This window comes from Rhizobium sp. CCGE531 (assembly GCF_003627795.1).
In the GTDB taxonomy this organism is placed as follows: domain Bacteria; phylum Pseudomonadota; class Alphaproteobacteria; order Rhizobiales; family Rhizobiaceae; genus Rhizobium.
This window is the reverse complement of sequence record NZ_CP032684.1, coordinates 2934601-2957005: the sequence shown is the minus strand read 5'-3', so window position 1 is coordinate 2957005 and position 22405 is coordinate 2934601. Positions and strand designations below refer to the sequence as shown.

20 protein-coding genes and 1 pseudogene are annotated in these 22405 nt (G+C 60.9%); 19 read left to right on the top strand and 2 right to left on the bottom strand.

What is annotated here, in order from left to right; translation table 11 throughout:
- Positions 1–191: 191 nt before the first annotated feature.
- The 9 genes from CCGE531_RS14440 (at position 192) to CCGE531_RS14405 (ending at position 9678) form a co-directional block, all read left to right on the top strand.
- A complete protein-coding gene (locus tag CCGE531_RS14440; RefSeq protein ID WP_120664788.1) occupies positions 192–2618 on the top strand; it encodes an FAD-dependent oxidoreductase in 2427 nt (808 codons plus the stop codon).
- Between the two features lie 11 nt (positions 2619–2629).
- A complete protein-coding gene (locus CCGE531_RS34265; RefSeq protein WP_162943906.1) occupies positions 2630–2875 on the top strand; it encodes a hypothetical protein in 246 nt (81 codons plus the stop codon).
- A gap of 52 nt (positions 2876–2927) precedes the next feature.
- Positions 2928–3830, top strand: a complete 903-nt coding sequence (locus CCGE531_RS14435; RefSeq protein WP_120664787.1) for a branched-chain amino acid ABC transporter permease — start codon at positions 2928–2930, stop codon at positions 3828–3830.
- Positions 3831–3834: 4 nt separating this feature from the next.
- On the top strand, positions 3835–5259 hold the full coding sequence (livM, locus tag CCGE531_RS14430; RefSeq protein ID WP_120664786.1) for a high-affinity branched-chain amino acid ABC transporter permease LivM: 1425 nt from the start codon (positions 3835–3837) through the stop codon (positions 5257–5259).
- Positions 5259–6131 carry an ABC transporter ATP-binding protein gene (locus CCGE531_RS14425; protein WP_120664785.1) on the top strand — a complete coding sequence of 291 codons (873 nt, stop codon included), beginning with the start codon at positions 5259–5261 and terminating at the stop codon, positions 6129–6131. Before livM ends, CCGE531_RS14425 begins: the two co-directional genes overlap by 1 nt.
- Complete coding sequence (locus CCGE531_RS14420) at positions 6131–6859, top strand: ABC transporter ATP-binding protein (protein WP_120664784.1); 729 nt, start codon at positions 6131–6133, stop codon at positions 6857–6859. The genes CCGE531_RS14425 and CCGE531_RS14420 overlap by 1 nt, the downstream gene beginning before the upstream one ends.
- Positions 6860–6883: 24 nt before the next feature.
- Entirely contained in the window at positions 6884–7237 is a 354-nt protein-coding gene (locus tag CCGE531_RS14415) for a DUF6867 family protein (protein ID WP_120664783.1), read from the top strand.
- A 188-nt stretch (positions 7238–7425) separates the two neighbouring features.
- Complete coding sequence (locus tag CCGE531_RS14410) at positions 7426–8547, top strand: branched-chain amino acid ABC transporter substrate-binding protein (protein WP_120664782.1); 1122 nt, start codon at positions 7426–7428, stop codon at positions 8545–8547.
- A 159-nt stretch (positions 8548–8706) separates the two neighbouring features.
- Complete coding sequence (locus CCGE531_RS14405; RefSeq protein WP_120664781.1) at positions 8707–9678, top strand: D-glycerate dehydrogenase; 972 nt, start codon at positions 8707–8709, stop codon at positions 9676–9678.
- A gap of 42 nt (positions 9679–9720) precedes the next feature.
- On the opposite strand, the gene CCGE531_RS14400 is transcribed toward CCGE531_RS14405, so the two are convergent.
- Both CCGE531_RS14400 and CCGE531_RS14395 read right to left on the bottom strand, forming a co-directional pair.
- The gene (locus tag CCGE531_RS14400) at positions 9721–10644 is read right to left on the bottom strand and encodes a response regulator (RefSeq protein WP_120664780.1); all 924 of its coding nucleotides are present in this window, start codon (positions 10642–10644) and stop codon (positions 9721–9723) included.
- Entirely contained in the window at positions 10637–14026 is a 3390-nt protein-coding gene (locus CCGE531_RS14395) for an ATP-binding protein (protein ID WP_120664779.1), read from the bottom strand. The genes CCGE531_RS14400 and CCGE531_RS14395 overlap by 8 nt, the downstream gene beginning before the upstream one ends.
- Positions 14027–14256: 230 nt before the next feature.
- Between CCGE531_RS14395 and urtA the strand changes: the two genes are divergently transcribed.
- From urtA to CCGE531_RS14345, 10 genes and pseudogenes are all read left to right on the top strand, one after another.
- Positions 14257–15546, top strand: coding sequence for an urea ABC transporter substrate-binding protein (urtA, locus tag CCGE531_RS14390; RefSeq protein ID WP_120664778.1), 1290 nt, complete (start codon positions 14257–14259; stop codon positions 15544–15546).
- 73 nt (positions 15547–15619) lie between these two features.
- Positions 15620–17245: an urea ABC transporter permease subunit UrtB gene (gene urtB / locus CCGE531_RS14385; RefSeq protein WP_120664777.1), complete on the top strand. Its 1626-nt coding sequence runs from the start codon at positions 15620–15622 to the stop codon at positions 17243–17245.
- A pseudogene (gene urtC / locus CCGE531_RS14380) lies at positions 17242–18330 on the top strand (urea ABC transporter permease subunit UrtC); the annotation flags it as partial. The gene urtB and the pseudogene urtC, both read left to right, overlap by 4 nt.
- 76 nt (positions 18331–18406) lie before the next feature.
- Complete coding sequence (gene urtD, locus CCGE531_RS14375; RefSeq protein ID WP_120664775.1) at positions 18407–19162, top strand: urea ABC transporter ATP-binding protein UrtD; 756 nt, start codon at positions 18407–18409, stop codon at positions 19160–19162.
- Positions 19163–19346: 184 nt separating this feature from the next.
- On the top strand, positions 19347–20042 hold the full coding sequence (urtE, locus tag CCGE531_RS14370; RefSeq protein ID WP_120664774.1) for an urea ABC transporter ATP-binding subunit UrtE: 696 nt from the start codon (positions 19347–19349) through the stop codon (positions 20040–20042).
- A gap of 158 nt (positions 20043–20200) precedes the next feature.
- Positions 20201–21022 (top strand): urease accessory protein UreD, encoded by an 822-nt coding sequence (locus tag CCGE531_RS14365; RefSeq protein WP_120664773.1) that lies wholly within the window; start codon positions 20201–20203, stop codon positions 21020–21022.
- A gap of 32 nt (positions 21023–21054) precedes the next feature.
- Positions 21055–21357, top strand: a complete 303-nt coding sequence (locus CCGE531_RS14360) for an urease subunit gamma (protein ID WP_120664772.1) — start codon at positions 21055–21057, stop codon at positions 21355–21357.
- 7 nt (positions 21358–21364) lie between these two features.
- Positions 21365–21619 carry a DUF1272 domain-containing protein gene (locus CCGE531_RS14355; protein WP_120664771.1) on the top strand — a complete coding sequence of 85 codons (255 nt, stop codon included), beginning with the start codon at positions 21365–21367 and terminating at the stop codon, positions 21617–21619.
- A gap of 10 nt (positions 21620–21629) precedes the next feature.
- Entirely contained in the window at positions 21630–21935 is a 306-nt protein-coding gene (locus CCGE531_RS14350; protein WP_120664770.1) for an urease subunit beta, read from the top strand.
- 23 nt (positions 21936–21958) lie between these two features.
- Positions 21959–22390: a lysozyme inhibitor LprI family protein gene (locus tag CCGE531_RS14345; protein WP_162943954.1), complete on the top strand. Its 432-nt coding sequence runs from the start codon at positions 21959–21961 to the stop codon at positions 22388–22390.
- Positions 22391–22405: the final 15 nt, after the last annotated feature.

Here is a 22405-nt window from a genome sequence, read left to right as displayed (position 1 = left end):
CTTTGCCGGCCGGCTTGCCTGGCCGATAGCCGATGGCGCGATCCGAACAATTGCGATGGCGCAAACAGACATATCGGCTTCGCAGTTCGGGCTATTTGACCTACCGGATAGTCTCTAGGTTTCCTCTCAAATGCGGCCGGTCGCGCGGGAGGACACCCGGCGGCTTCGTGCCGAAAACAGGGGATTCCCAGATGAAAAGCCATGCCAAGGTCGTCGTCATCGGTGGCGGTGTCGTCGGATGTTCGGTGCTCTACCATCTCACCAAATTCGGCTGGACGGATGTGGTGCTGCTCGAGCGCTCCGAGCTGACCTCCGGATCGACCTGGCATGCCGCCGGTGGCATGCACACGATCAACGGCGACCCGAACGTTGCCAAGCTGCAAAAATATACGGTCGAGCTCTACAAGGAGATCGAGGAATATTCAGGCCAGGACATCGGCCTGCATTTGACCTCCGGCCTGATGCTGGCCGCCACGCCGCAGCGCTTCGACTGGCTGAAATCCATTCTCGCCAAGGGCCGCTACAACGGCCTGGAGGCGACGCTGCTGACACCGAAGGAAGCGCATGAGATGATGCCGCTCCTCGATCCCGATCAGTTCGTCGGTGCGCTATACGACCCTGTCGAAGGCCATCTCGACCCCTATGGCACCACGCATGCCTATGCCCGTTCGGCCAAGAAGAACGGCGGCGAAATCTATCTGCACACGAAGGTGGAAGAGCTGGTGCAGCGCGAGGACGGTTCCTGGCGCGTCATCACCAACCAGGGCGAGATCATTGCCGAGCATGTCGTCAACGCCGCCGGCCTCTGGGCGCGCGAAGTCGGCCGCATGGTGGGATTGGAGCTTCCGGTGCTTGCGATGGAACACATGTATCTGATCACCGAGGACATGCCCGAGGTCATCGACTTCAACAAGACGACGGGCAAGGAGCTGATGCACTGCGTCGACTTCGATGGTGAGATCTATCTGCGCCAGGAGAGACAGGGCATGCTGATGGGCACCTATGAGAAGGCGTGTCGTCCCTGGTCGCCGCTGACGACGCCGTGGGATTTCGGCCATGAGCTGCTGGCCGAGGATATCGAGCGCATCACGCCGGAGCTGGAAGTCGGCTTCCGCCACTTCCCGGCCTTCAACAATGCCGGCATCAAGAAGATCATCAACGGACCCTTCACCTTCTCGCCGGACGGCAATCCGCTCGTCGGTCCGGTGCGGGGACTGAGGAATTATTGGTCGGCCTGTGCTGTCATGGCCGGCTTCAGCCAGGGTGGCGGCGTCGGATTGGCGCTTGCCAACTGGATGATCTACGGCGATCCGGGCTTCGACGTCTTCGCCATGGACGTTTCGCGCTACGGCGACTATGCGACGCTCGCCTATACCAATGCCAAGGTGCGCGAGAACTATGCCCGCCGCTTCTCCATCCGCTACCCGAACGAGGAGTTGCCCGCCGCGCGTCCTCTATTGACGACGCCGATCTACGACAAGCTGAAGGCTGCCGGCGGTGTTTTCGGAGCCTATTACGGCCTCGAGCAGGCGCTGTGGTTCGCTCCAAAGGGCGAAGAGGATCAATTCTCCTGGCGCCGTTCCAACGATTTCGATGTCGTCGCCGCCGAAGCCAAGGCCGTGCGCGAGAGCGTCGGCCTGATGGAGACCTCGGGCTTTGCCAAATATTCGGTCAAGGGCACGGGGGCGGAAGCCTTCCTCGACAAGCTGCTGACCTGCCGCATTCCGGCCGTTGGCCGGATGACGCTGGCGCCGATGCTGAAGCATGACGGCAAGCTCATCGGCGATTTCACGCTGGCAAAGCTGGGGGAAGGGGATTTCCTTCTCATCGGCTCGGGTATTGCCGAAGCCTATCATATGCGCTGGTTCGAAAGCCTGCTGCCGAAGGACGGCTCGGTCAGGCTCGAAGCCCTCGGTCTTTCGCTGCTCGGCCTTTCAATCGCCGGCCCGAATGCCCGCAAGCTCATGCAGAAGCTGACCCATCAGGATCTCTCCACCGCAGAATTTCCCTTCATGTCGATCCGCCGCGTGGATCTCGGCATGGCGCCGGCGATCGTCGGCCGGGTCTCCTACACGGGCGATCTCGGCTATGAGATTTGGATGAAGCCGGAATATCAGCGCTACATCTTCGATCTCCTGATGCAGGAAGGCGCCGAGTTCGATATCCGGCTCTTCGGTCTGAGGGCGCTGAACGCGCTGCGTCTCGACAAATCCTACGGCAGCTGGGCGCGCGAGTATCGGCCGCTCTACGGACCCTTTGAAGCTGGCCTCAACCGGTTCGTGGCTCTGTCCAAGGAAGCGGATTTCATCGGCAAAATCGCCGCCGCCAAGGAGAAGGCGGAGGGGGGCACGTTGCGGCTGCGCACCTTCATCCTTACCGCCAGGGATGCCGACGTCATCGGCGACGAGCCGATCTATCACAATGGCGCCGTCTGCGGCTGGGTAACGTCGGGCGGCTATGCCCATGCCTCCGGCCTTTCGGTTGCCGTCGGCTATGTGCCGAAGGAAATCGCCGACGAGACCCAGGGGTGGTCGATCGAATTGCTCGGCGAGCTTCTGCCGGCAAAGTTGCAGGCTGAACCGCTGTTCGATGCCGACGGCGCCCGCATGCGCGCCTAGCAGTCGTTATCATGGTAAAGGACGGCAGGCCCAATCTCGGGTCTGCCGCTGATAAAAGCTTTTCAGCGGACATTCCTAACTCGATCGCTTTGGCTATTTTTGAGCCAGAAGCTGCCGCTTTTGTGTCATTTTTGGTCGGATTCGCGTCAGCGCACAGCGATTTGAAAAGAATTTGTCAATTTCTCGCCTTTTTGGCTTCACATTTCCTTCGAAAGCAGTATGGAATCGTGGCTACGGGCCTTCGCGAAGGAACCTAAAAAAGTAATAAGAGATGTGGTGGACTGACGCCGCATCCAGGGGAAATGACATATGGATTATTTTATCCAGCAGCTCCTAAACGGGCTGACTCTCGGGTCGATCTATGGCCTGATCGCCATTGGCTATACAATGGTTTACGGCATCGTTGGCATGATCAATTTTGCCCATGGCGATGTCTTCATGCTTGGCGGCTTTGCCGCTCTTATCACCTATCTGGTTCTCGTGTCGTTCTTCGCCGGCTTGCCGGTCGCGGTCTTGCTTCTGGTGATGCTCATCGTTGCCATGCTGATGACGAGCCTTTGGAACTGGGTGATCGAGCGTGTCGCCTACCGACCGCTGCGCGGTTCGTTCCGCCTTGCGCCGTTGATTACCGCCATCGGCATGTCGATCGTGCTGTCGAACTTCATCCAGGTCGCTCAAGGTCCGCGCAACAAGCCGATTCCGACGCTGGTGGGCGATGTCTATAATTTCGGGGCCGTATCGCTGTCGCTGAAGCAGATTATGGTTTTCGTCATCACCGTCGTCCTGCTCGCGGCCTTCTGGTATCTGGTCAACAAGACGGCGCTCGGCCGCGCTCAGCGCGCCACCGAGCAGGATCGCAAGATGGCGGCATTGCTCGGTATCAATGTCGACCGCACCATCTCCGTAACCTTCATCATGGGCGCGGCATTGGCTGCCGTCGCCGGCACGATGTATCTGATGTATTATGGCGTCGCCAACTTCACGGACGGTTTCGTGCCGGGCGTCAAGGCCTTCACCGCGGCGGTCCTCGGCGGCATCGGTTCGTTGCCGGGCGCAGTCCTTGGTGGCCTGATGATCGGCCTTATCGAGTCGTTCTGGTCGGGCAATTTCGCCATCGCGTACAAGGATGTCGCAACATATGGCATCCTGGCCTACGTGCTGATCTTCAAGCCGACGGGTATTCTCGGACGGCCGGAAGTCGAAAAGGTATAACGTCATGGCAAATTCAAACTTCGTGGCAGGCAAGACCGCGCCCGGCCTTGTCCAGAAAGGGATTACGGACGCCTTCTGGACCGCGCTCATAGCCTTTGGCATGTTCGTCCTCTATATCGGCCTGAAGACCGATCAGAACATCGACAACAAGCTGATCATCGTCCAGCGCTGGGGCTTGCTGGCCACCATCGTCGCCATCGCGGCGGTCGGACGCTTCGTCATGACGGTGTTCGTGCAGCCCTTTTTGGAAACAAGGAAGGCTGAAAGGGCCAAGGCCGCGCCTGTTGTGGTCGAGCAGGGCTTCGTCGGCAGGAATTTCAACAAGATGGCGCTGGTTTTCCTGCTCATCTATCCGATGCTGGCACTGGCGCTTTTCGGTCCGCAGGGATCGCTGACCTATGTCGACAACTTCGGTATCCAGATCCTTATCTACGTAATGCTCGCCTGGGGCCTGAACATCGTCGTCGGCCTCGCCGGCCTGCTGGACCTCGGCTATGTCGCCTTCTACGCGGTCGGCGCCTATTCCTACGCGCTGTTGTCGATGCATTTCGGCTTGTCGTTCTGGATCCTGCTGCCGCTCTCCGGTATCTTTGCCGGTCTTTGGGGCATGATCCTCGGCTTCCCGGTTCTGCGCCTGCGCGGTGACTATCTGGCGATCGTGACGCTGGCTTTCGGTGAGATCATCCGCATCGTCCTGACGAACTGGACTGATGTGACGAAGGGCAGCTTCGGGATTTCCAACATCACCAAGGCATCGCTCTTCGGGATCTACACTTTCGATCTGAAGGACCCGCACAACTTCGTCCGCAGCTTCGGCCTGCCGTTCTCGTCGGCCTGGTACAAGATCTTCCTGTTCTACGTTATTCTGGCGCTGTGCATGCTGACCGCCTATGTGACGATCCGGCTGCGCCGCATGCCGATCGGACGCGCGTGGGAAGCGCTACGCGAGGACGAAATCGCCTGCCGTTCGCTCGGCATCAATACGGTGACGACCAAGTTGACCGCTTTTGCCACTGGCGCCATGTTCGGCGGCTTCGCGGGCTCCTTCTTCGCGGCACGCCAGGGCTTCGTCTCGCCGGAATCCTTCGTCTTCCTCGAATCCGCCGTGATCCTTGCCATGGTCGTTCTCGGCGGCATGGGCTCGCTCAAGGGCATCGCGATTGCCGCGATCGCCATGGTCGGCGGCACAGAATTGCTGCGCAACATGAGTTTCCTCAAGACCGGTCTTGTCTTCGGCGACACGACGATCATCCCCGGTTTCGGGCCGGACTTTACTCCGGAACTCTACCGCATGCTGATCTTCGGCCTCGCCATGGTGGTCGTGATGATCTTCAAGCCGCGCGGCTTTGTCGGCACGCGTGAGCCGACCGCCTTCCTCAAGGAGCGAAAAGCGGTCTCCGGCAGCTTCACCAAGGAGGGCCACGGCTGATGAACGCTGTGACCGCAACCCCCAACGACGTTCTGCTGAAGGTCGATCACCTGTCCATGAGGTTCGGTGGCCTGATGGCGATCAACGACTTCTCCTTCGAGGCGAAGCGTGGCGACATCACGGCGTTGATCGGACCGAACGGCGCCGGCAAGACCACGGTGTTCAACTGCATCACCGGTTTCTACAAGCCGACGATGGGCATGATAACGCTCAACCAGAAAAGCGGTAAGGACTATCTGCTGGAGCGGCTTCCGGATTTCCGGATCACGCGCGAAGCCAAGGTGGCGCGTACCTTCCAGAATATTCGCCTGTTTTCGGGCCTCACTGTGCTCGAAAACCTGCTGGTGGCGCAGCATAACAAGCTGATGCGGGCCTCAGGCTATACGATCCTTGGCCTGCTTGGCATCGGTCCCTATCGGGCCGAGGCGAAGAATGCGATCGAGCTGGCACGCTTCTGGCTCGAAAAGGCCGATCTCATCGATCGCGCCGACGATCCGGCCGGCGATCTTCCCTATGGCGCCCAGCGTCGGTTGGAAATCGCCCGCGCCATGTGCACCGGTCCCGAACTACTTTGTCTGGACGAGCCGGCGGCCGGTCTCAATCCTCGCGAGTCCCTGGTTCTCAATGAGTTTCTGCGCAGCATCCGCAAGGATATCGGCACGTCGATCCTGCTGATCGAACACGACATGTCGGTGGTCATGGAAATCTCCGACCACGTCATCGTGCTCGAATATGGGCAGAAGATCGCCGACGGTACGCCGGATGAAGTCAAGAACGATCCAAGGGTGATCGCGGCCTATCTGGGCGTCGAGGATGAGGAAGTGGAAGAGGTGATTGCCGAAGTCGAGCACCTCCAAGAGGGCGAAAATTGATGACGGGGCAACCACTTCTGAAAGTCGCGGGTGTCGAGACCTATTACGGCAATATCCGCGCGCTTGCCGGCGTCGATATCGAAGTCAACAGCGGCGAGATCGTCAGCCTGATCGGTGCCAACGGCGCCGGCAAGTCGACGCTGATGATGACGATCTGCGGCAGCCCGCAGGCACGCAGCGGTTCGGTCACCTTCGATGGCCGCGATATCACGCGCATGCCGACGCATGAGATCGCAAGGCTTCGCATCGCCCAGTCGCCCGAAGGGCGGCGCATTTTTCCGCGCATGACGGTCCATGAAAACCTGCAGATGGGCGCGAGCCTCGACAAGCTCAAACATTTCAACGAGGACGTCGAGAAGATCTTCACGCTCTTCCCGCGCCTCAAGGAGCGCCAGGCGCAGCGCGGCGGCACGCTTTCGGGCGGCGAGCAGCAAATGTTGTCGATCGGCCGAGCACTGATGGCGCGCCCCAAGCTGCTGCTGCTGGATGAGCCGTCGCTCGGTCTTGCGCCGCTGATCGTCAAAGGTATCTTTGAAGCCATCAAGGATCTGAACAAGACCCAGGGGCTGACGGTGTTCCTCGTCGAGCAGAATGCCTTTGCGGCGCTGAAGCTTTCCGATCGTGCCTATGTGATGGTCAACGGCCGGGTGACGATGACCGGTTCGGGCAAGGAGTTGCTTGCCAATCCGGAAGTGCGCGCCGCCTATCTCGAAGGTGGGCATCATTGAGTCTCGTTCCGCGGAGAATTTGATATGCAGGGACTTCTCTTCGACAGCGATAGCGGCGGCCGCATGGTCATACGCGTGGTTATCGTCATTCTTGGGTTCTGGACCGCATGGCGCGCCGGTCGTGCCGTGGCCTCCAATTGGGATTCCTATCCGCTTGTCGTTATCTACAGCTTCCTGATCGGCCTGGGATTGCAATTCCTGCACCATGCGCTGTTCAACGGACCGGTATTCGATTCAACGATCTACATCATCGACGTCGTTCTCCTGCTCGTGTTCTCGATGGCGGGATATCGCTACCGGCGCACCGACCAGATGGTGAACAATTATTACTGGCTCTATGAAAAGACCTCGGCCTTTTCCTGGAAGAAGAAGAATTGACAGTGTGCTTAAACTAGGCACAGTCTGCATGCAGCATCGGCGTCATCCTGCCCCTCAATAAAGCAAATGACATACGGCAGGGTCATGCTTCCAGAGTTCGGAAATACATGCGTTACCGGCGTGATGATTGGTGGGTATCGCGCAGGGGCAAATCGAACGGAACCCGCTCAAAAATTGGGAGTAACAATATGAAGAAGTATCTTCTGTCGGCGGTGGCTTTGTCGGCGATGATCGCGTTCGGCGGCGTTGCCAAGGCCGACATCATTATTGGCGTTGGCGGTCCGTTGACGGGCCCGAATGCTGCGTTTGGCGCGCAGCTCCAGAAGGGTGCAGAGCAGGCTGCTGCCGATATCAACGCGGCCGGCGGCATCAACGGGGAAAAGGTCAAGGTCGAACTCGGCGACGACGTTTCCGATGCCAAGCAGGGCGTTTCGGTCGCCAACAAGTTCGTTGCTGACGGCGTGAAGTTCGTTGTCGGTCACTTCAACTCGGGCGTTTCCATCCCGGCTTCGGAAGTCTATGCCGAAAACGGCATCCTGCAGATCACGCCGGCTTCGACCAATCCGCAGTTCACTGAACGCGGCTTGTGGAACACCTTCCGTACTTGCGGTCGCGACGACCAGCAGGGCGAGGTTGCCGGCAAGTACATCGCCGACAATTTCAAGGGCGCCAAGGTTGCCGTCGTTCATGACAAGACCCCGTATGGTCAGGGCCTCGCCGACGAAACCAAGAAGAACCTCAACGCCGATGGCGTAAAGGAAGTTCTTTACGAAGGCATCACCCCTGGCGACAAGGACTACTCCGCCCTCATCGCCAAGATGAAGCAGGCTGGCGTCGACTTCGTCTATTACGGCGGTCTGCATACCGAAGCCGGTCTCATCATGCGTCAGATGGCCGACCAGGGCGTGAAGGCTCACTTCATGTCCGGTGACGGTATCGTCTCGAACGAGCTGGCCTCGATCGCCGGCGACGCCGTTAACGGCACGCTGATGACCTTCGCGCCGGATCCGCGCAAGAACAAGGCTTCCGCCGATCTCGTCGCCAAGTTCCGCGCTGCCGGCTACGAGCCGGAAGGCTACACGCTCTACTCCTACTCGGCCCTGCAGGTTATCGCTGCCGCCGCCAAGGCTGCCGGTTCCAACGATCCGATGGCTGTGGCCGACGCTCTGAAGGCAAAGGGTCCGTTCAAGACCGCCATCGGCGATCTCGGCTTCAACGCCAAGGGCGATATCACCCGTCCGGACTACGTCATGTACAAGTGGGCCAAGGGTTCCGACGGCAAGTATAACTACGACGAAATCTCTAAGTAGTCTTTGCATTGCCCTTTCAGGCATTGCTGATGATCTGAGGAGCCCGGCCTGTTGGCCGGGCTTTTCTCTGCCGTTTTCATGGCCGCAAAGTCGGTTCGTCGTTCCCTTCGCGCAGGAGCTGCTTTAAATCTGCCCTTGTATCGGCAGGAGGAAGGCAGCATGAGCAAACCCCGTATTCTCGTTACCCGGCGCTGGCCGGCCGCGGTCGAGGCGGTGCTTTCGGAGCGTTTCGATGTCACGCTGAACAAGGATGACGTCGCGCTCGATTTGGCGCAGTTGCGCGAGGCGCTGCTGGCCTATGATGCGGTTCTCCCGACCGTATCCGACAAGCTTCCGGCCGCGCTCTTCGAAGGTCAGGCGATCCGGACGAGGATTCTTGGCAATTTCGGTGTCGGCTTCAATCACATCGATATCGCCGTCGCCAAGGAAAAGGGCGTGGTCGTCACCAACACGCCTGGTGTCCTGACGGACTGCACCGCCGATATCGCCATGCTGCTCCTGCTTTCCGTTGCCCGGCGCGGCGGGGAAGGTGAGCGCGAGCTCAGGGCCGGGGCATGGACCGGCTGGCGGCCGACGCATCTGGTCGGCACCAAAGTCACCGGCAAGACAGTCGGCATCATCGGCTTCGGCCGCATCGGCAGGGCGTTTGCGCAACGCTGTCATTTCGGCTTCGGCATGGAAGTCGTCTTCCATAATCGCTCCGCCATCGATCCGATGGAAGCCGCGCGCTATGGCGCGGTGCAATTGCAGAGGGTGGAGGATGTTCTCGAAGTCTCGGACTTCGTCTCCCTGCATTGCCCAGGCGGCGCCGAAAACCGCCACCTGATGAATGCGGCCCGCTTCGCAGCCATGAAACCCGGCGCCTTCCTGATCAATACGGCAAGGGGAGATGTCGTCGACGAGGCGGCGTTGATTTCAGCACTGGAGCAGGGGAGGATCCGCGGCGCCGGCCTCGACGTCTATGAGGCCGAGCCGCATGTTCCCGAGCGCTTGCGGACGATGGACAATGTCGTGCTTCTGCCGCATCTCGGCAGCGCCACGGAAGAGACACGCACCGCGATGGGCATGAAGGTGGTGGACAATATCACCGCCTTCTTTGCCGGGCGCGAGCCACCGGATCGTGTGATTTAATACCGTCTTCTCGCCGCAAGCAGGGAGAAGGCCTGACTGCCCTTACACTTCATGCAGCGCATGCGCTGCTTTCACGGCGGCGGATGCCCGGTTCTCGACACCCAGCTTCACGTAGATCTGCTCCAGATGCTTGTTCACCGTACGGGCTGATAGCCCGAGGATTTCGCCGATGTCGCGGTTCGATTTGCCCTTGGCGAGCCATAGCAGCACCTCGGATTCGCGTTGTGTCAAAGAGAAATGCTGGCGCAGGATATCATCATCGGCGCGCTGATTGGTGGCCGTCAGGCGAAAAAGATATTCGTCGGGGCCGATGGCGCCGAGGAAGGTAAATTGCAACGCCGCCTGTCCGCCATTGCTGATCGAAAGAAGATTGTCGCGCGCCAGCCCAAGCCGCTCCCGTTCCAGCATGAAGGCGGCAATGTGTTTCGACGCGAGATCGAGGCCGTCGTCGCTGCCGGTCGCGGCGTTGATGAGGCGGGTTGCCTGCGGCGTCGACCAATGGATGGCGCCGTTGCCCTTGACCGCCAGGAGATGGCGGCCAGCGGCATCGAGCGCCACCCGGGCGCTCTGGGCGGAGCGGGCATTGCGCAGGTGGACGCGGATGCGGGCGCGCAGCTCGTCGACATTGATCGGCTTCGTCAGATAATCGACGCCGCCGGATTCCAGCGCGTGCACCACATGCTCGGTTTCGGTCAGCCCGGTCATGAAGACGACGGGAATCTGCGCGATGCCCGCATTGGCCTTCAGCCGGCGGCAGGTCTCAAAACCATCCATCGCCGGCATGACGGCATCGAGCAGGATAAGATCGGGCGTGATGCGCTCGACGATGTTCAGCGCCGCCGATCCGGAGGTGGCGATCAGCACGGAGAAGCCGGATTGCTCGAGCGCATCCGTCAGGAAGCCGAGCGCCTCGGGCGAATCGTCCACCAGCAAGACTATGTCGCGGGGAAGGGTGGTCTCAGCCAATCTGATCTACCTTTTCAGTGTCGAAGGCGTGCAGCGCATTCAGGAAGCCGCCGAGATCGAAGGCCTGAACATGAGCGCGCATAGCGGCGGTGAAGGGCTGATTTTCATCCAGCTTGGCAAGATCGGCAAGCTTTGCCTCTATGCCCCTGATATAGCCTATCTCGCCGAGCCGCGCCAATTCGCGCACATGCTCAATCCCCGGGCTCTTCAAGGGTGGCGGCGATTTCGGTGCTAGCGGTGCGGAGGCATCGGCGTAGGTCCACTTCAGGCCGAGATGAAGCGCAAGCTTGTCGCGAAGCTGGCGGATGTCGATCGGCTTGGAGATGGCGTCGTTGTGGCTATCGTCGCTGTCGGTCGCCGCGGCGGCATCGCCGATATTGGCCGACAGCATCAGGATCGGCGCCGTCTGGCCGTTCTCCCTGAGCCGCGAGACGAGCTGCCAGCCGTTCATGCCGGGCATGGAGATATCGACCAGGAACAGATCCGGCTTGATGCCTTCGATCAGTGTCAGGCAGTCGGGACCACCGGCGGCGGTCAGCACGATGAAATCGAGCGGCGACAGGATCTCGCGCATCAGTTCGCGATGATCTTCATTGTCGTCGACGACGACGATGGTGCGACGCGGCCCTTCGTAGCCGGCAATGCGCTGCTCCTGTGCCGGCGGTTTCATCGGGCGGATCACGGCCGACAACATCAGGCGCACCTTGAAGGTCGAGCCCACATCTTTCTCGCTCGCAACGGAAATCTCGCCGCCTAGCGTGTTCGTGAGCAGTTGCGTGATGGTGAGACCAAGGCCAAGGCCGGGCATCGGCCTGACGCTATCGGCCTCGCCGCGCTGGAAGGGTTCATAGATACGGGTAATGTCCTTGGCGGCGATGCCGCGGCCGGTGTCGGAAACGGTGAAGGTGGCGACCTGGTTGCGGTAAGCCACCTCGAAGCGAACGGTCCCGGTATCGGTGAACTTGATGGCGTTGGAAAGGAGATTGACGAGGATCTGGCGCAACCGCTTTTCGTCGGTGCGGACATAGTCGGGCAGGGAGGCGGAGCGCTCATGGATGAAGGTCAGCCCCTTGGCTTGCGCCTGGGGACGGAACATGTCGACGATCTGGTCGAGGAAGTCGTGGATGTTGATTTCGTTGGAGTAGACCTGCAGGCGGCCGGCCTCGATCTTCGAAATATCCAGCAGCCCGTCGATCAGACCCGAAAGATGCTCGGCGCTGCGCCGGATGACCTTGAGCGAGGATTGCCGGGGCGCGGGAATGGTCTCGTCGCGCTCCAGTATCTGCGCATAGCCGAGCACCGCATTGAGCGGCGTGCGCAGTTCGTGGCTCAGGCCGACGACATAGCGGCTCTTGGCGCGGTTCGCCGCCTCGGCCGCCTCCTTGGCGCCCTGCAGGGCGGCGTCGGTTTTCTTGTGCGCGGCAATTTCCTTCAGCAGCAGCGTGTTCTGGCGCGAGGATTCCTCCTCGGCGACCACGCGGCTATCATGAGCGAGAACATAGAACCAGCAGACGACGCCGGCGATGACGGCAAAGACGAAGAAGACGATGAGGATGGTGCGGTTGACGACGGAGGCCGTCTCCGGAGATGCGGCGCCCACCTGATGCGCGATCATTGCCAGGATCGCGCCCACGGCGGTCAGAGCCACGGCGACGGCAATGCCGTAGCGACCGAGGCGCGTGGCAAGCTTCGCGACGATGCTTTCCGGCAGCAGGGCCTTTGCGACCGTGGCGACCTGCGTATTGAGCCGTGCTTTCGGCTTGCACATGTCGTGGCAGCGGCTGTCGAGCGAACAGCAGAGCGAGCAGATCGGCGCGGCATAGGCCGGGCACCAGGCCATGTCCTCGGGCTCGAACGGGTGTTCGCAGACCGAGCAGGTGATGGTGGTCAGGTTCTTCCAGCTCTGTCGCGGCTTGCGGGCGAGGTAATATTTGCCCTCGGTCGCCCACGCGATGGCGGGCGAGGCGATGAGCGCGACGATCAGGGTGATATAGGGCGCAAGCGACGCCGCGATCGAGCCGAAAGCGCCGAAATGCGCGATCAGGGCGATGCTTGCCGAAAGCGCCATGGCGCCGAGGCCGACCGGATTGATGTCGTAGAGATGCGCGCGCTTGAATTCGATGCCGGGCGGGGCCAGCCCCAGCGGCTTGTTGATGAAGAGATCGGCGGAGATGGTGCAGAGCCAGGCCATGGCGATGATCGAGAAGATGCCGAGCGTCTCTTCCAGCAGCCGGTAGATGCCGAGTTCCATCAGCAGCAGCGCGATGGCGACATTGAAGACGAGCCAGATCACGCGGCCGGGATGGCTGTGCGTCAGCCGCGAAAAGAAGTTCGACCACGCAAGCGAGCCGGCATAGGCGTTCATGACATTGATCTTGAGCTGCGAGATCATTACGAAGGCGGCCATCAGCAGCAGCGCGGCATTGTGCCAGGGGATCATATAGCCGAAGGCCGTCAGATACATCTGCGCGGGATCGGCGGCGCGATCGGCCGGCACGCCCGAGGTCAGCGTCAGAACGACGAGGAAGGAACCAGCCAGCAGCTTCGGCGCGCCGATAATCACCCATCCCGGCCCGGCAAGGAAGACAGCCAGGCGATGGCGCCATTTGCGGTGACCATCCGGCGGCAGGAAGCGCAGGAAGTCGGCCTGCTCGCCGATCTGTGACATCAGGGCGAGGATGACGGCGGAAGCGGCGCCGAATTCCACCAGATCGAAGGGGGCGGCGTTGCCCGGGGCGCTCGCTGCATGATGAATGCCGGCAAAGGCGCGCCAGAGATCGAATTTACCCCAATCGGCAAAGGCGATGAAGACAAAGGGCAGGATATTGAGAACGATCCAGAAGGGCTGCGTCAGCAGCTGGAACCGGCTGATAAGGCTGACGCCGTGGGTGACGAGCGGGATCACCATGACGGCGCTGATGATATAGCCGATCCAAACGGGTATGCCGAGCGTCAGTTCCAGCGCCCCGGACATGATCGATGCTTCGATCGCAAAGAGCATGAAGGTGAAGCTGGCGTAGATCAGCGAGGTGACGGTCGAGCCGATATAGCCGAAGCTCGCGCCGCGCGTCAAAAGGTCGATGTCGACGCCGTGGCGGATGGCATAGCGGCTGATCGGCAATCCGATCGCCAACATGACGATGCTGGCGACGATGATGGCATAGAAGGCGTTGGTGGTGCCGTAGGAGAGCGTGATCGTGCCGCCGATCGCCTCCAGCGCCAGGAAGGAAATGGCGCCGATGGCCGTTTGCGATATGCGTTGCGAGGAGAATTGCCGCGCGCTCTTGGCGGTAAAACGCAGGGCATAGTCTTCCAGGGTCTGGTTCGCGACCCAGCGATTATACTCACGTCTTACTGGAATGATGCGTTGCCGCGCAGCCATGCTTGCCCTTCAGTGGTCCCGCCCCGGTAGTTCCGGCGATCCAGAGATGTCGTAACATGGATCGATACGGTGCTTAAGGGCATGCGGGTGTCCAAAGCTGCACATTTCGCCCCGACGCCTACGTCATATTACGTATGTGGTTTCCCCAGGCGCTACCGGATAGTCGCTGAAGGCAACGGTTCATCTTCGTTTACCGGCCGTTGCGGCAGACAAAAAGAGGGGAACCACGGATGAAATTCAAGACTCTCGTCTCCGGCGCGCTGCTTGGCGCCATCATGTCCACGACCGCATTCCACGGCGCTTTTGCAGCTGACGACACCATCAAGGTCGGTGTCCTGCATTCGCTTTCCGGCACCATGGCGATCTCGGAAACGACGCTGAAGGACGCCATGCTGATGCTCATCGACGAGCAGAACAAGAAGGGCGGCGTTCTCGGCAAGAAGCTCGAGCCCGTCGTCGTCGACCCGGCCTCCAACTGGCCGCTCTTTGCGGAAAAGGCCCGCGAGCTGATCCAGAAGGACAAGGTCTCCGCCGTCTTCGGCTGCTGGACCTCCGTTTCACGCAAGTCAGTGCTGCCTGTTTTCAAGGAACTGAATTCGATCCTGTTCTATCCGGTCCAGTTCGAAGGCGAAGAGTCCGAGCGCAACGTCTTCTATACGGGCGCCGCTCCCAACCAGCAGGCAATCCCGGCCGTCGACTATCTGATGAAGAACGAAGGCGTGCAGCGCTGGGTGCTTGAGGGCACGGACTATGTCTATCCGCGCACGACCAACAAGATCCTCGAGGCCTATCTGAAGTCCAAGGGTGTCAAAGACGAAGACATCGTCATCAACTACACGCCGTTCGGCTTCTCCGACTGGCAGACGGAAGTTTCCAAGATCAAGGCCTTCGGCGCGGCGGGCAAGAAGACCGCTGTCGTCTCGACGATCAATGGCGATGCCAATGTTCCCTTCTACAAGGAGCTCGGCAACCAGGGCGTCAAGGCGGAAGATATTCCGGTCGTCGCCTTCTCCGTCGGCGAAGAGGAGCTGGCCGGCGTCGACACCAAGCCGCTTGTGGGACACCTGGCCGCCTGGAACTACTTCCAGTCCGTCGACACCCCGGCCAACGCCGCCTTCATCAAGGAATGGCATGCCTACACCAAGAACGACAAGCGCGTCACCAACGACCCGATGGAAGCCGCCTATATCGGCTTCAACATGTGGGTGAAGGCTGTCGAGAAGGCCGGCACGACCGATCCGGACAAGGTCATCGACGCGCTGGTCGGCGTCTCGGTTCCGAACCTCACCGGCGGCACCGCCACCATGATGCCGAACCACTACATCACCAAGCCGGTGCTGATCGGCGAAGTGCAGGAGAACGGCCAGTTCGACGTCGTGTCGCAGACCCCCGCGGTGGTCGGCAAGGAATGGTCTGACTACCTGCCCGACAGCAAGGATCTGATCTCGGATTGGCGCATGCCGATGAACTGCGGCAACTTCAACGTTTCCACCGGCAAGTGCGGCGGCAAGGGTTCCTGATTTCCAGCCCATATGACGCAAGACCGCCGCGGGCAGGCTTTTCTGCCCGCGGCAGCTTGAGGGGACAAGCCCAATGTTCGACAAATTCGTTTACCGCATGGCCCTGGCTCTCGCCGCCGGCTTCTGCCTGATGCTGGCGCTGACGGCCACGGGCCTGCGTGCCCAGGAGGATGCGCACGGCCTGATCAATTCGCTCGGCCAGGCCAATTTCCAAAAAGCCGGCGAGATCGTTCAGAATCTGGCGAAAACAGGCGATCCCAAGGTCGTGCCGGCGTTGCAGGCCTTCTCCGACGGCGATCTCTATGTCCGCAAGTCAGACAACCAGGTGTTCATCGCCAAGTCCTCCGGCGAGATGCTGGACCTGGTGGACCCGCTGACCGGGCAGGCCGCCGGCCGGGAAGCCAAGGACAATCTCGGCAAGATCAAGATCAACAACAACCTGCGCCGCGCGGTTCGCGCGGCTCTCGGCGGATTGACGCTGATGAGCCCGGATCGCGCAACGCGCCTTGAGGCTGCGCAATCCATCCTGAAGGCGCCCAGCGCGGATTCGCTGGAAGCCGTCGAGACGGCACTGCAGAGCGAGAAGGACGGAGCAATTCGCGGCGTGCTCGAAAGGGCGAGGGCCGTTGCGGTGCTAGGCTCTGACCGCCCGGCGGAAGACAAGAAGGCGGCGATCGAGACGATCAAGAACGAAGGCGGTCGGGATGCGATCGGGCTTCTTTCCTCTGTATCGGTAGATGATAGCCTCAAGCCGGATGTCGCTGCCGCCATTGCCGGCATTCAGGAGCAGTTGAAGTTCTGGAATGCGGTGCAGAATGTCTGGTACGGCCTGTCGCTTGGCTCCGTGCTTCTGTTGGCTGCCATCGGTCTTGCCATCACCTTCGGCGTCATGGGCATCATCAACATGGCGCATGGCGAGATGGTGATGCTGGGCGCCTATTCGACCTTCGTCGTTCAAAGCATCATCCGCACCTCCTATCCCGAGTTGTTCGATTGGTCGTTGGCGATTGCACTGCCCGTCGCCTTCATCGTCACCGGTGCCGTCGGTCTTGTCATCGAGCGTGGCGTCATCCGCTTCCTCTATGGCAGGCCGCTGGAAACGCTGCTCGCCACCTGGGGCATCTCGCTGATCCTGCAGCAGGCGGTTCGTTCGATCTTCGGGCCGACCAATCAGGAGGTCGGCAACCCCTCCTGGATGTCGGGTTCGTTCGACCTCGGCTACCTCTCGATCACCTGGAACCGCCTCTGGATCATCGTTTTCGCGCTTGGCGTGTTCGTTGCCCTCTTGTTGCTGCTGAAGCGCTCGGCGTTCGGGCTGCAGATGCGGGCGGTGACGCAGAACCGGCGCATGGCCTCCTCGATGGGGATCCGCACATCCTGGGTCGATGCCTTCACCTTTGCACTCGGCTCCGGCATCGCCGGCATGGCGGGTGTCGCGCTCTCGCAGATCGACAATGTCTCGCCCAACCTCGGCCAGAGCTACATCATCGATAGCTTCATGGTGGTGGTGTTCGGCGGCGTCGGCAATCTGTGGGGCACGCTCGTCGGCGCCTTCTCTCTCGGCATCCTCAACAAGTTCCTCGAACCCTATGCGGGAGCCGTCCTCGGCAAGATCCTCGTTCTCGTCCTCATCATCCTCTTTATTCAGAAACGTCCGCGCGGGCTCTTTGCCCTCAAGGGAAGGGCGGTGGAAGCATGATCACGGCCTTTATCCTCCGCTCGCTCGACCGGCGTATCAGCATCGCCATCGCGATCCTGCTTGCCGTCGCGGTGCTCGTGCCGCTCGCCAATCTGGCCCTGCCGGAAACGAGCCCGCTGCATGTGCCCACCTATCTGATGTCGCTGTTCGGCAAGTACCTGACCTATGCGCTGCTCGCCTTGGCACTCGATCTCGTCTGGGGTTACTGCGGCATTCTCTCGCTCGGCCATGGCGCCTTCTTCGCGCTCGGTGGCTATGCGATGGGCATGTATCTGATGCGGCAGATCGGCTCGCGCGGCACCTACGGCAATCCCATCCTGCCCGACTTCATGGTCTTCCTGAACTGGAAGGAGCTGCCTTGGTTCTGGCATGGCTTCGATCAGTTCTGGTTCGCCATGCTCATGGTGCTGGTGGCTCCGGGTCTGCTCGCCTTCGTCTTCGGCTGGTTCGCCTTCCGCTCTCGCGTCAACGGCGTCTACCTGTCGATCATCACGCAGGCGATGACCTATGCGCTGCTGCTTGCCTTCTTCCGCAACGATATGGGTTTCGGCGGCAACAACGGCCTGACTGACTTCAAGGATATTCTCGGCTTCAACATCCAGGCCGATGGCACGCGTGCCGTGCTTTTCGCCGTGACGGCGGTGTTCCTGGCGCTGGCGCTGATGCTGTCCTCGGCCATCGTGCGTTCGAAGTTCGGCAAGGTGCTGGTCGGCGTGCGCGATGCCGAAAGCCGCACGCGCTTTCTCGGTTATCGCGTCGAGCATATGAAGCTCTTCGTCTTTGTCGTATCGGCGATGATGGCGGGGATCGCCGGCGCGCTCTACGTGCCGCAGATCGGCATCATCAATCCCGGTGAATTTGCACCGGCCAATTCGATCGAAGTCGTCATATGGACGGCGGTCGGCGGCAGAGCGACCCTGATCGGCCCCATCATCGGTGCCGTGCTCGTCAATGGCGGGAAGACCATCCTCACTGGCCTGTTTCCCGAGTTCTGGCTGTTTGCGCTCGGTGGCTTGTTCGTTGCGGTGACCTTGTTCCTGCCCAAGGGCATCGTCGGCACCATCGCGCAATATCTCGGCAGGAAACGGACGCCGGAAAACCCGCCGCCGAAGGCAGCGAAGGATGAAGCCCAACAGTCCGTGCAGGCTGCGGAGTAGGACCATGATCCCGGACATCAAACCCAACAGCATGCTCTATCTCAACAATGTCTCGGTATCTTTCGACGGCTTCAAGGCTTTGAATTCGCTGTCGATCGTCATCGAGCCGGGTGAGCTTCGCGCCATCATCGGCCCGAACGGCGCCGGCAAGACCACGATGATGGATATCATCACCGGCAAGACGCGGCCTGACGAGGGCGAGGTGTTCTTCAACGGCCTGATTGATCTCACCAAGAAGGACGAGGCCGATATCGCCCAGCTCGGCATCGGACGGAAATTCCAGAAGCCGGCCGTCTTCGAAAGCCATACCGTCTGGGACAACCTCGAACTGGCGCTCAACCGCAATCGCGGCGTCTTCGCGACGCTCTTCTACCGGCTGACGCCTGCCGATCGCGATCGCATCGAGGAAATCCTCGAGACGGTGCGGCTCTCGCATCGGCGCGACGAGCTGGCGGCCAATCTTTCACACGGCCAGAAGCAGTGGCTGGAGATCGGCATGCTGCTCGCGCAGGAACCGAAGCTCCTGCTGGTCGACGAGCCGGTGGCGGGCATGACGGATGCGGAAACGGCTGAGACGGCCGTGCTTCTGAAGGAGATCGCCAAGACGCGCTCGGTCGTGGTGGTCGAGCACGACATGGGTTTCATCCGCGATCTCGGTGTCAAGGTGACGTGCCTGGCGGAAGGCTCGGTTCTGGCGGAAGGATCCATCGATTTCGTCAGCAGCGATCCGAAGGTGATCGAGAATTATCTGGGGCGGTAGCCGACATGTCGGGCATCCCCCTCATCCGCCCTGTCGGGCACCTTCTCCCCGAGGGGAGAAGGAGAGGAGGCGCTTTCGGCTCGCCTAACTAGTGAAGTGAGCGGGGATACAAAGGCAATTCCCTCTCCCCTCGGGGAGAGGGTTAGGGTGAGGGGGCCTGAGGGAAAAGAAAGAAGATGAAGCCATGCTGACAGTAGAAAACGCAAATCTGCATTATGGCGCCGCTCAGGCGCTGCGTGGCATCTCGATCAAGGCCGAGATGGGCAAGATCACCTGTGTCCTCGGGCGCAACGGCGTCGGCAAAAGCTCGCTCTTGCGCGCCGTCACCGGACAGCACGCCTTGTCGGCCGGCACGGTTGCCTTCAATGGTGTGACGCTGAACGGCATGGCACCGTTCGCGCGCGCCAAGCAGGGGATCGGCTATGTGCCGCAGGGACGCGAGATCTTTCCGCTCTTAAGCGTGAAGGAAAATCTCGAGACCGGCTATGCGCCGCTTTCCCGCCGCGACCGCAGCATTCCCGATGACATCTACAGCCTGTTTCCGGTGCTGAAATCCATGCTGTCGCGCCGTGGCGGCGATCTCTCGGGCGGCCAGCAGCAGCAATTGGCGATCGGGCGGGCGATGGTGACGCGGCCGAAGATCCTGGTGCTGGACGAACCGACCGAGGGCATCCAGCCGTCGATCATCAAGGATATCGGCCGGGCGATCCGCTATCTCAGGGATAGCACCGGCATGGCGATCCTGCTCGTCGAGCAGTATCTCGATTTCTGCCGCGAGCTCGCCGATTATGTCTACATCATGGATCGCGGCGAGATCGTGCATGAGGGCCTGGCGGAGACGCTGGATACGCCGGAGGCTCGCCGCCATCTGACCGTCTGAGACGATTGCCTTTCTTTTCGGCTTTTGACGAAAAATGCGGCTGACACGGCTGACGATAGGCCGATATTGCGCGGCATCGCATAAGGCACAGAAATTGCTTGCGTTTATTCCTTGCCGGGTTTCAATGGCCGGGCATGGTGTGATGTGTGGAGAGGCAGATGACAATGACGGCGGCAGGCACGAGACCGCAGAGGGCGCGTGGTCGCGGCCATCTTGCGGCCAAGTCGCTTGGCGGCCGCACGCGCCTCGCCGAGCTCTTCCAGGAGGGGGCCGCCAAGATCAGGCTGCCGGAGACCTTCGATCATTCCATGGAAGCCGTCATCATCAACACGGCCGGCGGCCTGACCGGCGGCGACCGGATGGATTGGAGCGTCGTCGCCGGGCCGGGCACGCGCATCGATGTGACGACGCAGGCCTGCGAGAAGATCTACAAGGCTTCGGCCGGCACGGCCGAGGTGCAGACATCCATAAAAGTTGGTGCGGGCGCCCGGGTCGATTGGCTGCCGCAGGAGACCATCCTCTTCGACCGCGCCTCGCTTTCGCGTGCGTTGAATGTCCAGCTTGACGACACAGCCGAATTCCTTGCCGTCGAGGCGATCCTGCTCGGGCGGAAAGCCATGGGCGAGGTTATGGCGCAGGGATTGTTCCGTGATCGCTGGCGCATCCGTCGCCGCGAGCGGCTTGTTCATGTCGAGGAACTGCGCCTGGACGGCGACGTGGCCGCATTGACGGCGAAGGCGGCTGTCCTGAGCGGCCAGGTTGCCTTTGCGACCTTGCTTTATGTCGGGCCGCTGGCCGAGACCTATCTCGGCCGCATCCGGCCGCTCCTCGAAACGCATATGGGGGGCGCCAGCCACTGGGGCGAGAAGCTCGTCGTGCGGCTCGCCGCCGCCGATGGTTTCGCGCTCAGAAAAATCCTCATCCCGATCATTTCCGCCTTGCGCAACGGAGCGCCTGTGCCGAAAGTCTGGAACTTATAGTCTCGAGACAACAGCAATCACATAGGTAGGCGATGAACCTCACTCCGAGAGAAAAAGACAAGCTGCTGATTTCCATGGCGGCGATGGTGGCGCGGCGGCGGCTGGAGCGCGGCGTCAAGCTCAATCACCCCGAAGCCATCGCGCTGATCAGCGATTTCGTCGTCGAGGGCGCACGGGACGGCCGCGCGGTTGCCGAGCTGATGGAAGCCGGCGCCCATGTCATTACCCGCGATCAGGTCATGGAAGGCATTGCCGAGATGATCCATGATGTTCAGGTCGAAGCGACGTTTCCCGATGGGACCAAGCTCGTGACTGTCCACGAGCCGATCCGGTGAGGCTGCCATGCTGGAACTGAGACCCAGTTGCGAATGCTGCGACAGGAATTTGCCGCCGGACAGCGAGGAGGCGATGATCTGCACTTTCGAGTGCACCTTCTGCGCCGATTGCGTCGATACTGTATTGGGCGGCGTCTGCCCGAATTGCGGCGGCGACTTCGCGCGGCGTCCCATCCGCCCGGCGGCGCTGCTTGCCAAATATCCCGCTTCGACCAAGCGTATCCTGAAAGCTGAAGGATGTGCGCCCGTCCGGGCCGCATGAGGAGAGAACCATGATCCCAGGTGAAATCATCGCCGCGAGCGGCGATATCGAACTCAATGCCGGAGCGCCGACCGTGACGCTGGAGGTTTCCAATACCGGCGACAGGCCGGTGCAGGTCGGAAGCCATTATCATTTTGCCGAAACCAATGCCGGGCTTTCCTTCGACCGCGAGAAGGCGAAAGGGATGCGGCTCGATATTCCCGCCGGAACGGCCGTGCGCTTCGAGCCGGGACAGACGCGCTCGGTGACGCTGATCCCGCTATCGGGCAAGCGGGAAGTCTACGGTTTCCGTCAACAGGTCATGGGCAAGCTTTAGATTCTTGGGGGAGTTCAATGTCGATGAAATTGCTTGTGCCTGCCGCGGCTCTTGCCGCAGCCCTGATCTGCGGACCCGCCTTTGCGCAGAACAATCCGGATGAACCGAAGATCGATTGCGCCAAGGCTGAGGCACAGACGGACCTGAACATTTGTGCTTCGCTGGATTTCGACACGGCCGACAAAGCGTTGAACGCGCAATACAAGAAGACGCGGGCTGCGATGGTTGCCATCGACTCGGATCTGGATAACGACATGAAAGGCGCTGAAAAGGCGCTTATCAAGGCGCAGCGCGCCTGGGTGGACTATCGCGACGGCGAATGCGAGGGGCAGGGGTTCCAGGCGCGGGGTGGCTCCATGGAGCCCATGCTCGTTTCCGGTTGCAAAGCTGATTTGTCCAACAAACGGACGAAGGAATTGAAGGACCTCGCCGATGGACCGGAGGGTGATCAGTGAGTTCCAGGCGCAGCG

Coding starts and splice junctions, on each gene's coding strand:
- CCGE531_RS14405 (WP_120664781.1), top strand. CDS start 8,707: ATGAGCAAACCCCGTATTCTCGTTACCCGGCGCTGGCCGGCCGCGGTC.
- CCGE531_RS14415 (WP_120664783.1), top strand. CDS start 6,884: ATGCAGGGACTTCTCTTCGACAGCGATAGCGGCGGCCGCATGGTCATA.
- CCGE531_RS14365 (WP_120664773.1), top strand. CDS start 20,201: ATGACAATGACGGCGGCAGGCACGAGACCGCAGAGGGCGCGTGGTCGC.
- CCGE531_RS14345 (WP_162943954.1), top strand. CDS start 21,959: ATGAAATTGCTTGTGCCTGCCGCGGCTCTTGCCGCAGCCCTGATCTGC.
- CCGE531_RS14435 (WP_120664787.1), top strand. CDS start 2,928: ATGGATTATTTTATCCAGCAGCTCCTAAACGGGCTGACTCTCGGGTCG.
- urtE (WP_120664774.1), top strand. CDS start 19,347: ATGCTGACAGTAGAAAACGCAAATCTGCATTATGGCGCCGCTCAGGCG.
- CCGE531_RS14350 (WP_120664770.1), top strand. CDS start 21,630: ATGATCCCAGGTGAAATCATCGCCGCGAGCGGCGATATCGAACTCAAT.
- CCGE531_RS14410 (WP_120664782.1), top strand. CDS start 7,426: ATGAAGAAGTATCTTCTGTCGGCGGTGGCTTTGTCGGCGATGATCGCG.
- CCGE531_RS14440 (WP_120664788.1), top strand. CDS start 192: ATGAAAAGCCATGCCAAGGTCGTCGTCATCGGTGGCGGTGTCGTCGGA.
- CCGE531_RS14395 (WP_120664779.1), bottom strand. CDS start 14,026: ATGGCTGCGCGGCAACGCATCATTCCAGTAAGACGTGAGTATAATCGC.
- livM (WP_120664786.1), top strand. CDS start 3,835: ATGGCAAATTCAAACTTCGTGGCAGGCAAGACCGCGCCCGGCCTTGTC.
- CCGE531_RS34265 (WP_162943906.1), top strand. CDS start 2,630: ATGGTAAAGGACGGCAGGCCCAATCTCGGGTCTGCCGCTGATAAAAGC.
- urtD (WP_120664775.1), top strand. CDS start 18,407: ATGATCCCGGACATCAAACCCAACAGCATGCTCTATCTCAACAATGTC.
- urtB (WP_120664777.1), top strand. CDS start 15,620: ATGTTCGACAAATTCGTTTACCGCATGGCCCTGGCTCTCGCCGCCGGC.
- CCGE531_RS14420 (WP_120664784.1), top strand. CDS start 6,131: ATGACGGGGCAACCACTTCTGAAAGTCGCGGGTGTCGAGACCTATTAC.
- CCGE531_RS14355 (WP_120664771.1), top strand. CDS start 21,365: ATGCTGGAACTGAGACCCAGTTGCGAATGCTGCGACAGGAATTTGCCG.
- CCGE531_RS14425 (WP_120664785.1), top strand. CDS start 5,259: ATGAACGCTGTGACCGCAACCCCCAACGACGTTCTGCTGAAGGTCGAT.
- urtA (WP_120664778.1), top strand. CDS start 14,257: ATGAAATTCAAGACTCTCGTCTCCGGCGCGCTGCTTGGCGCCATCATG.
- CCGE531_RS14360 (WP_120664772.1), top strand. CDS start 21,055: ATGAACCTCACTCCGAGAGAAAAAGACAAGCTGCTGATTTCCATGGCG.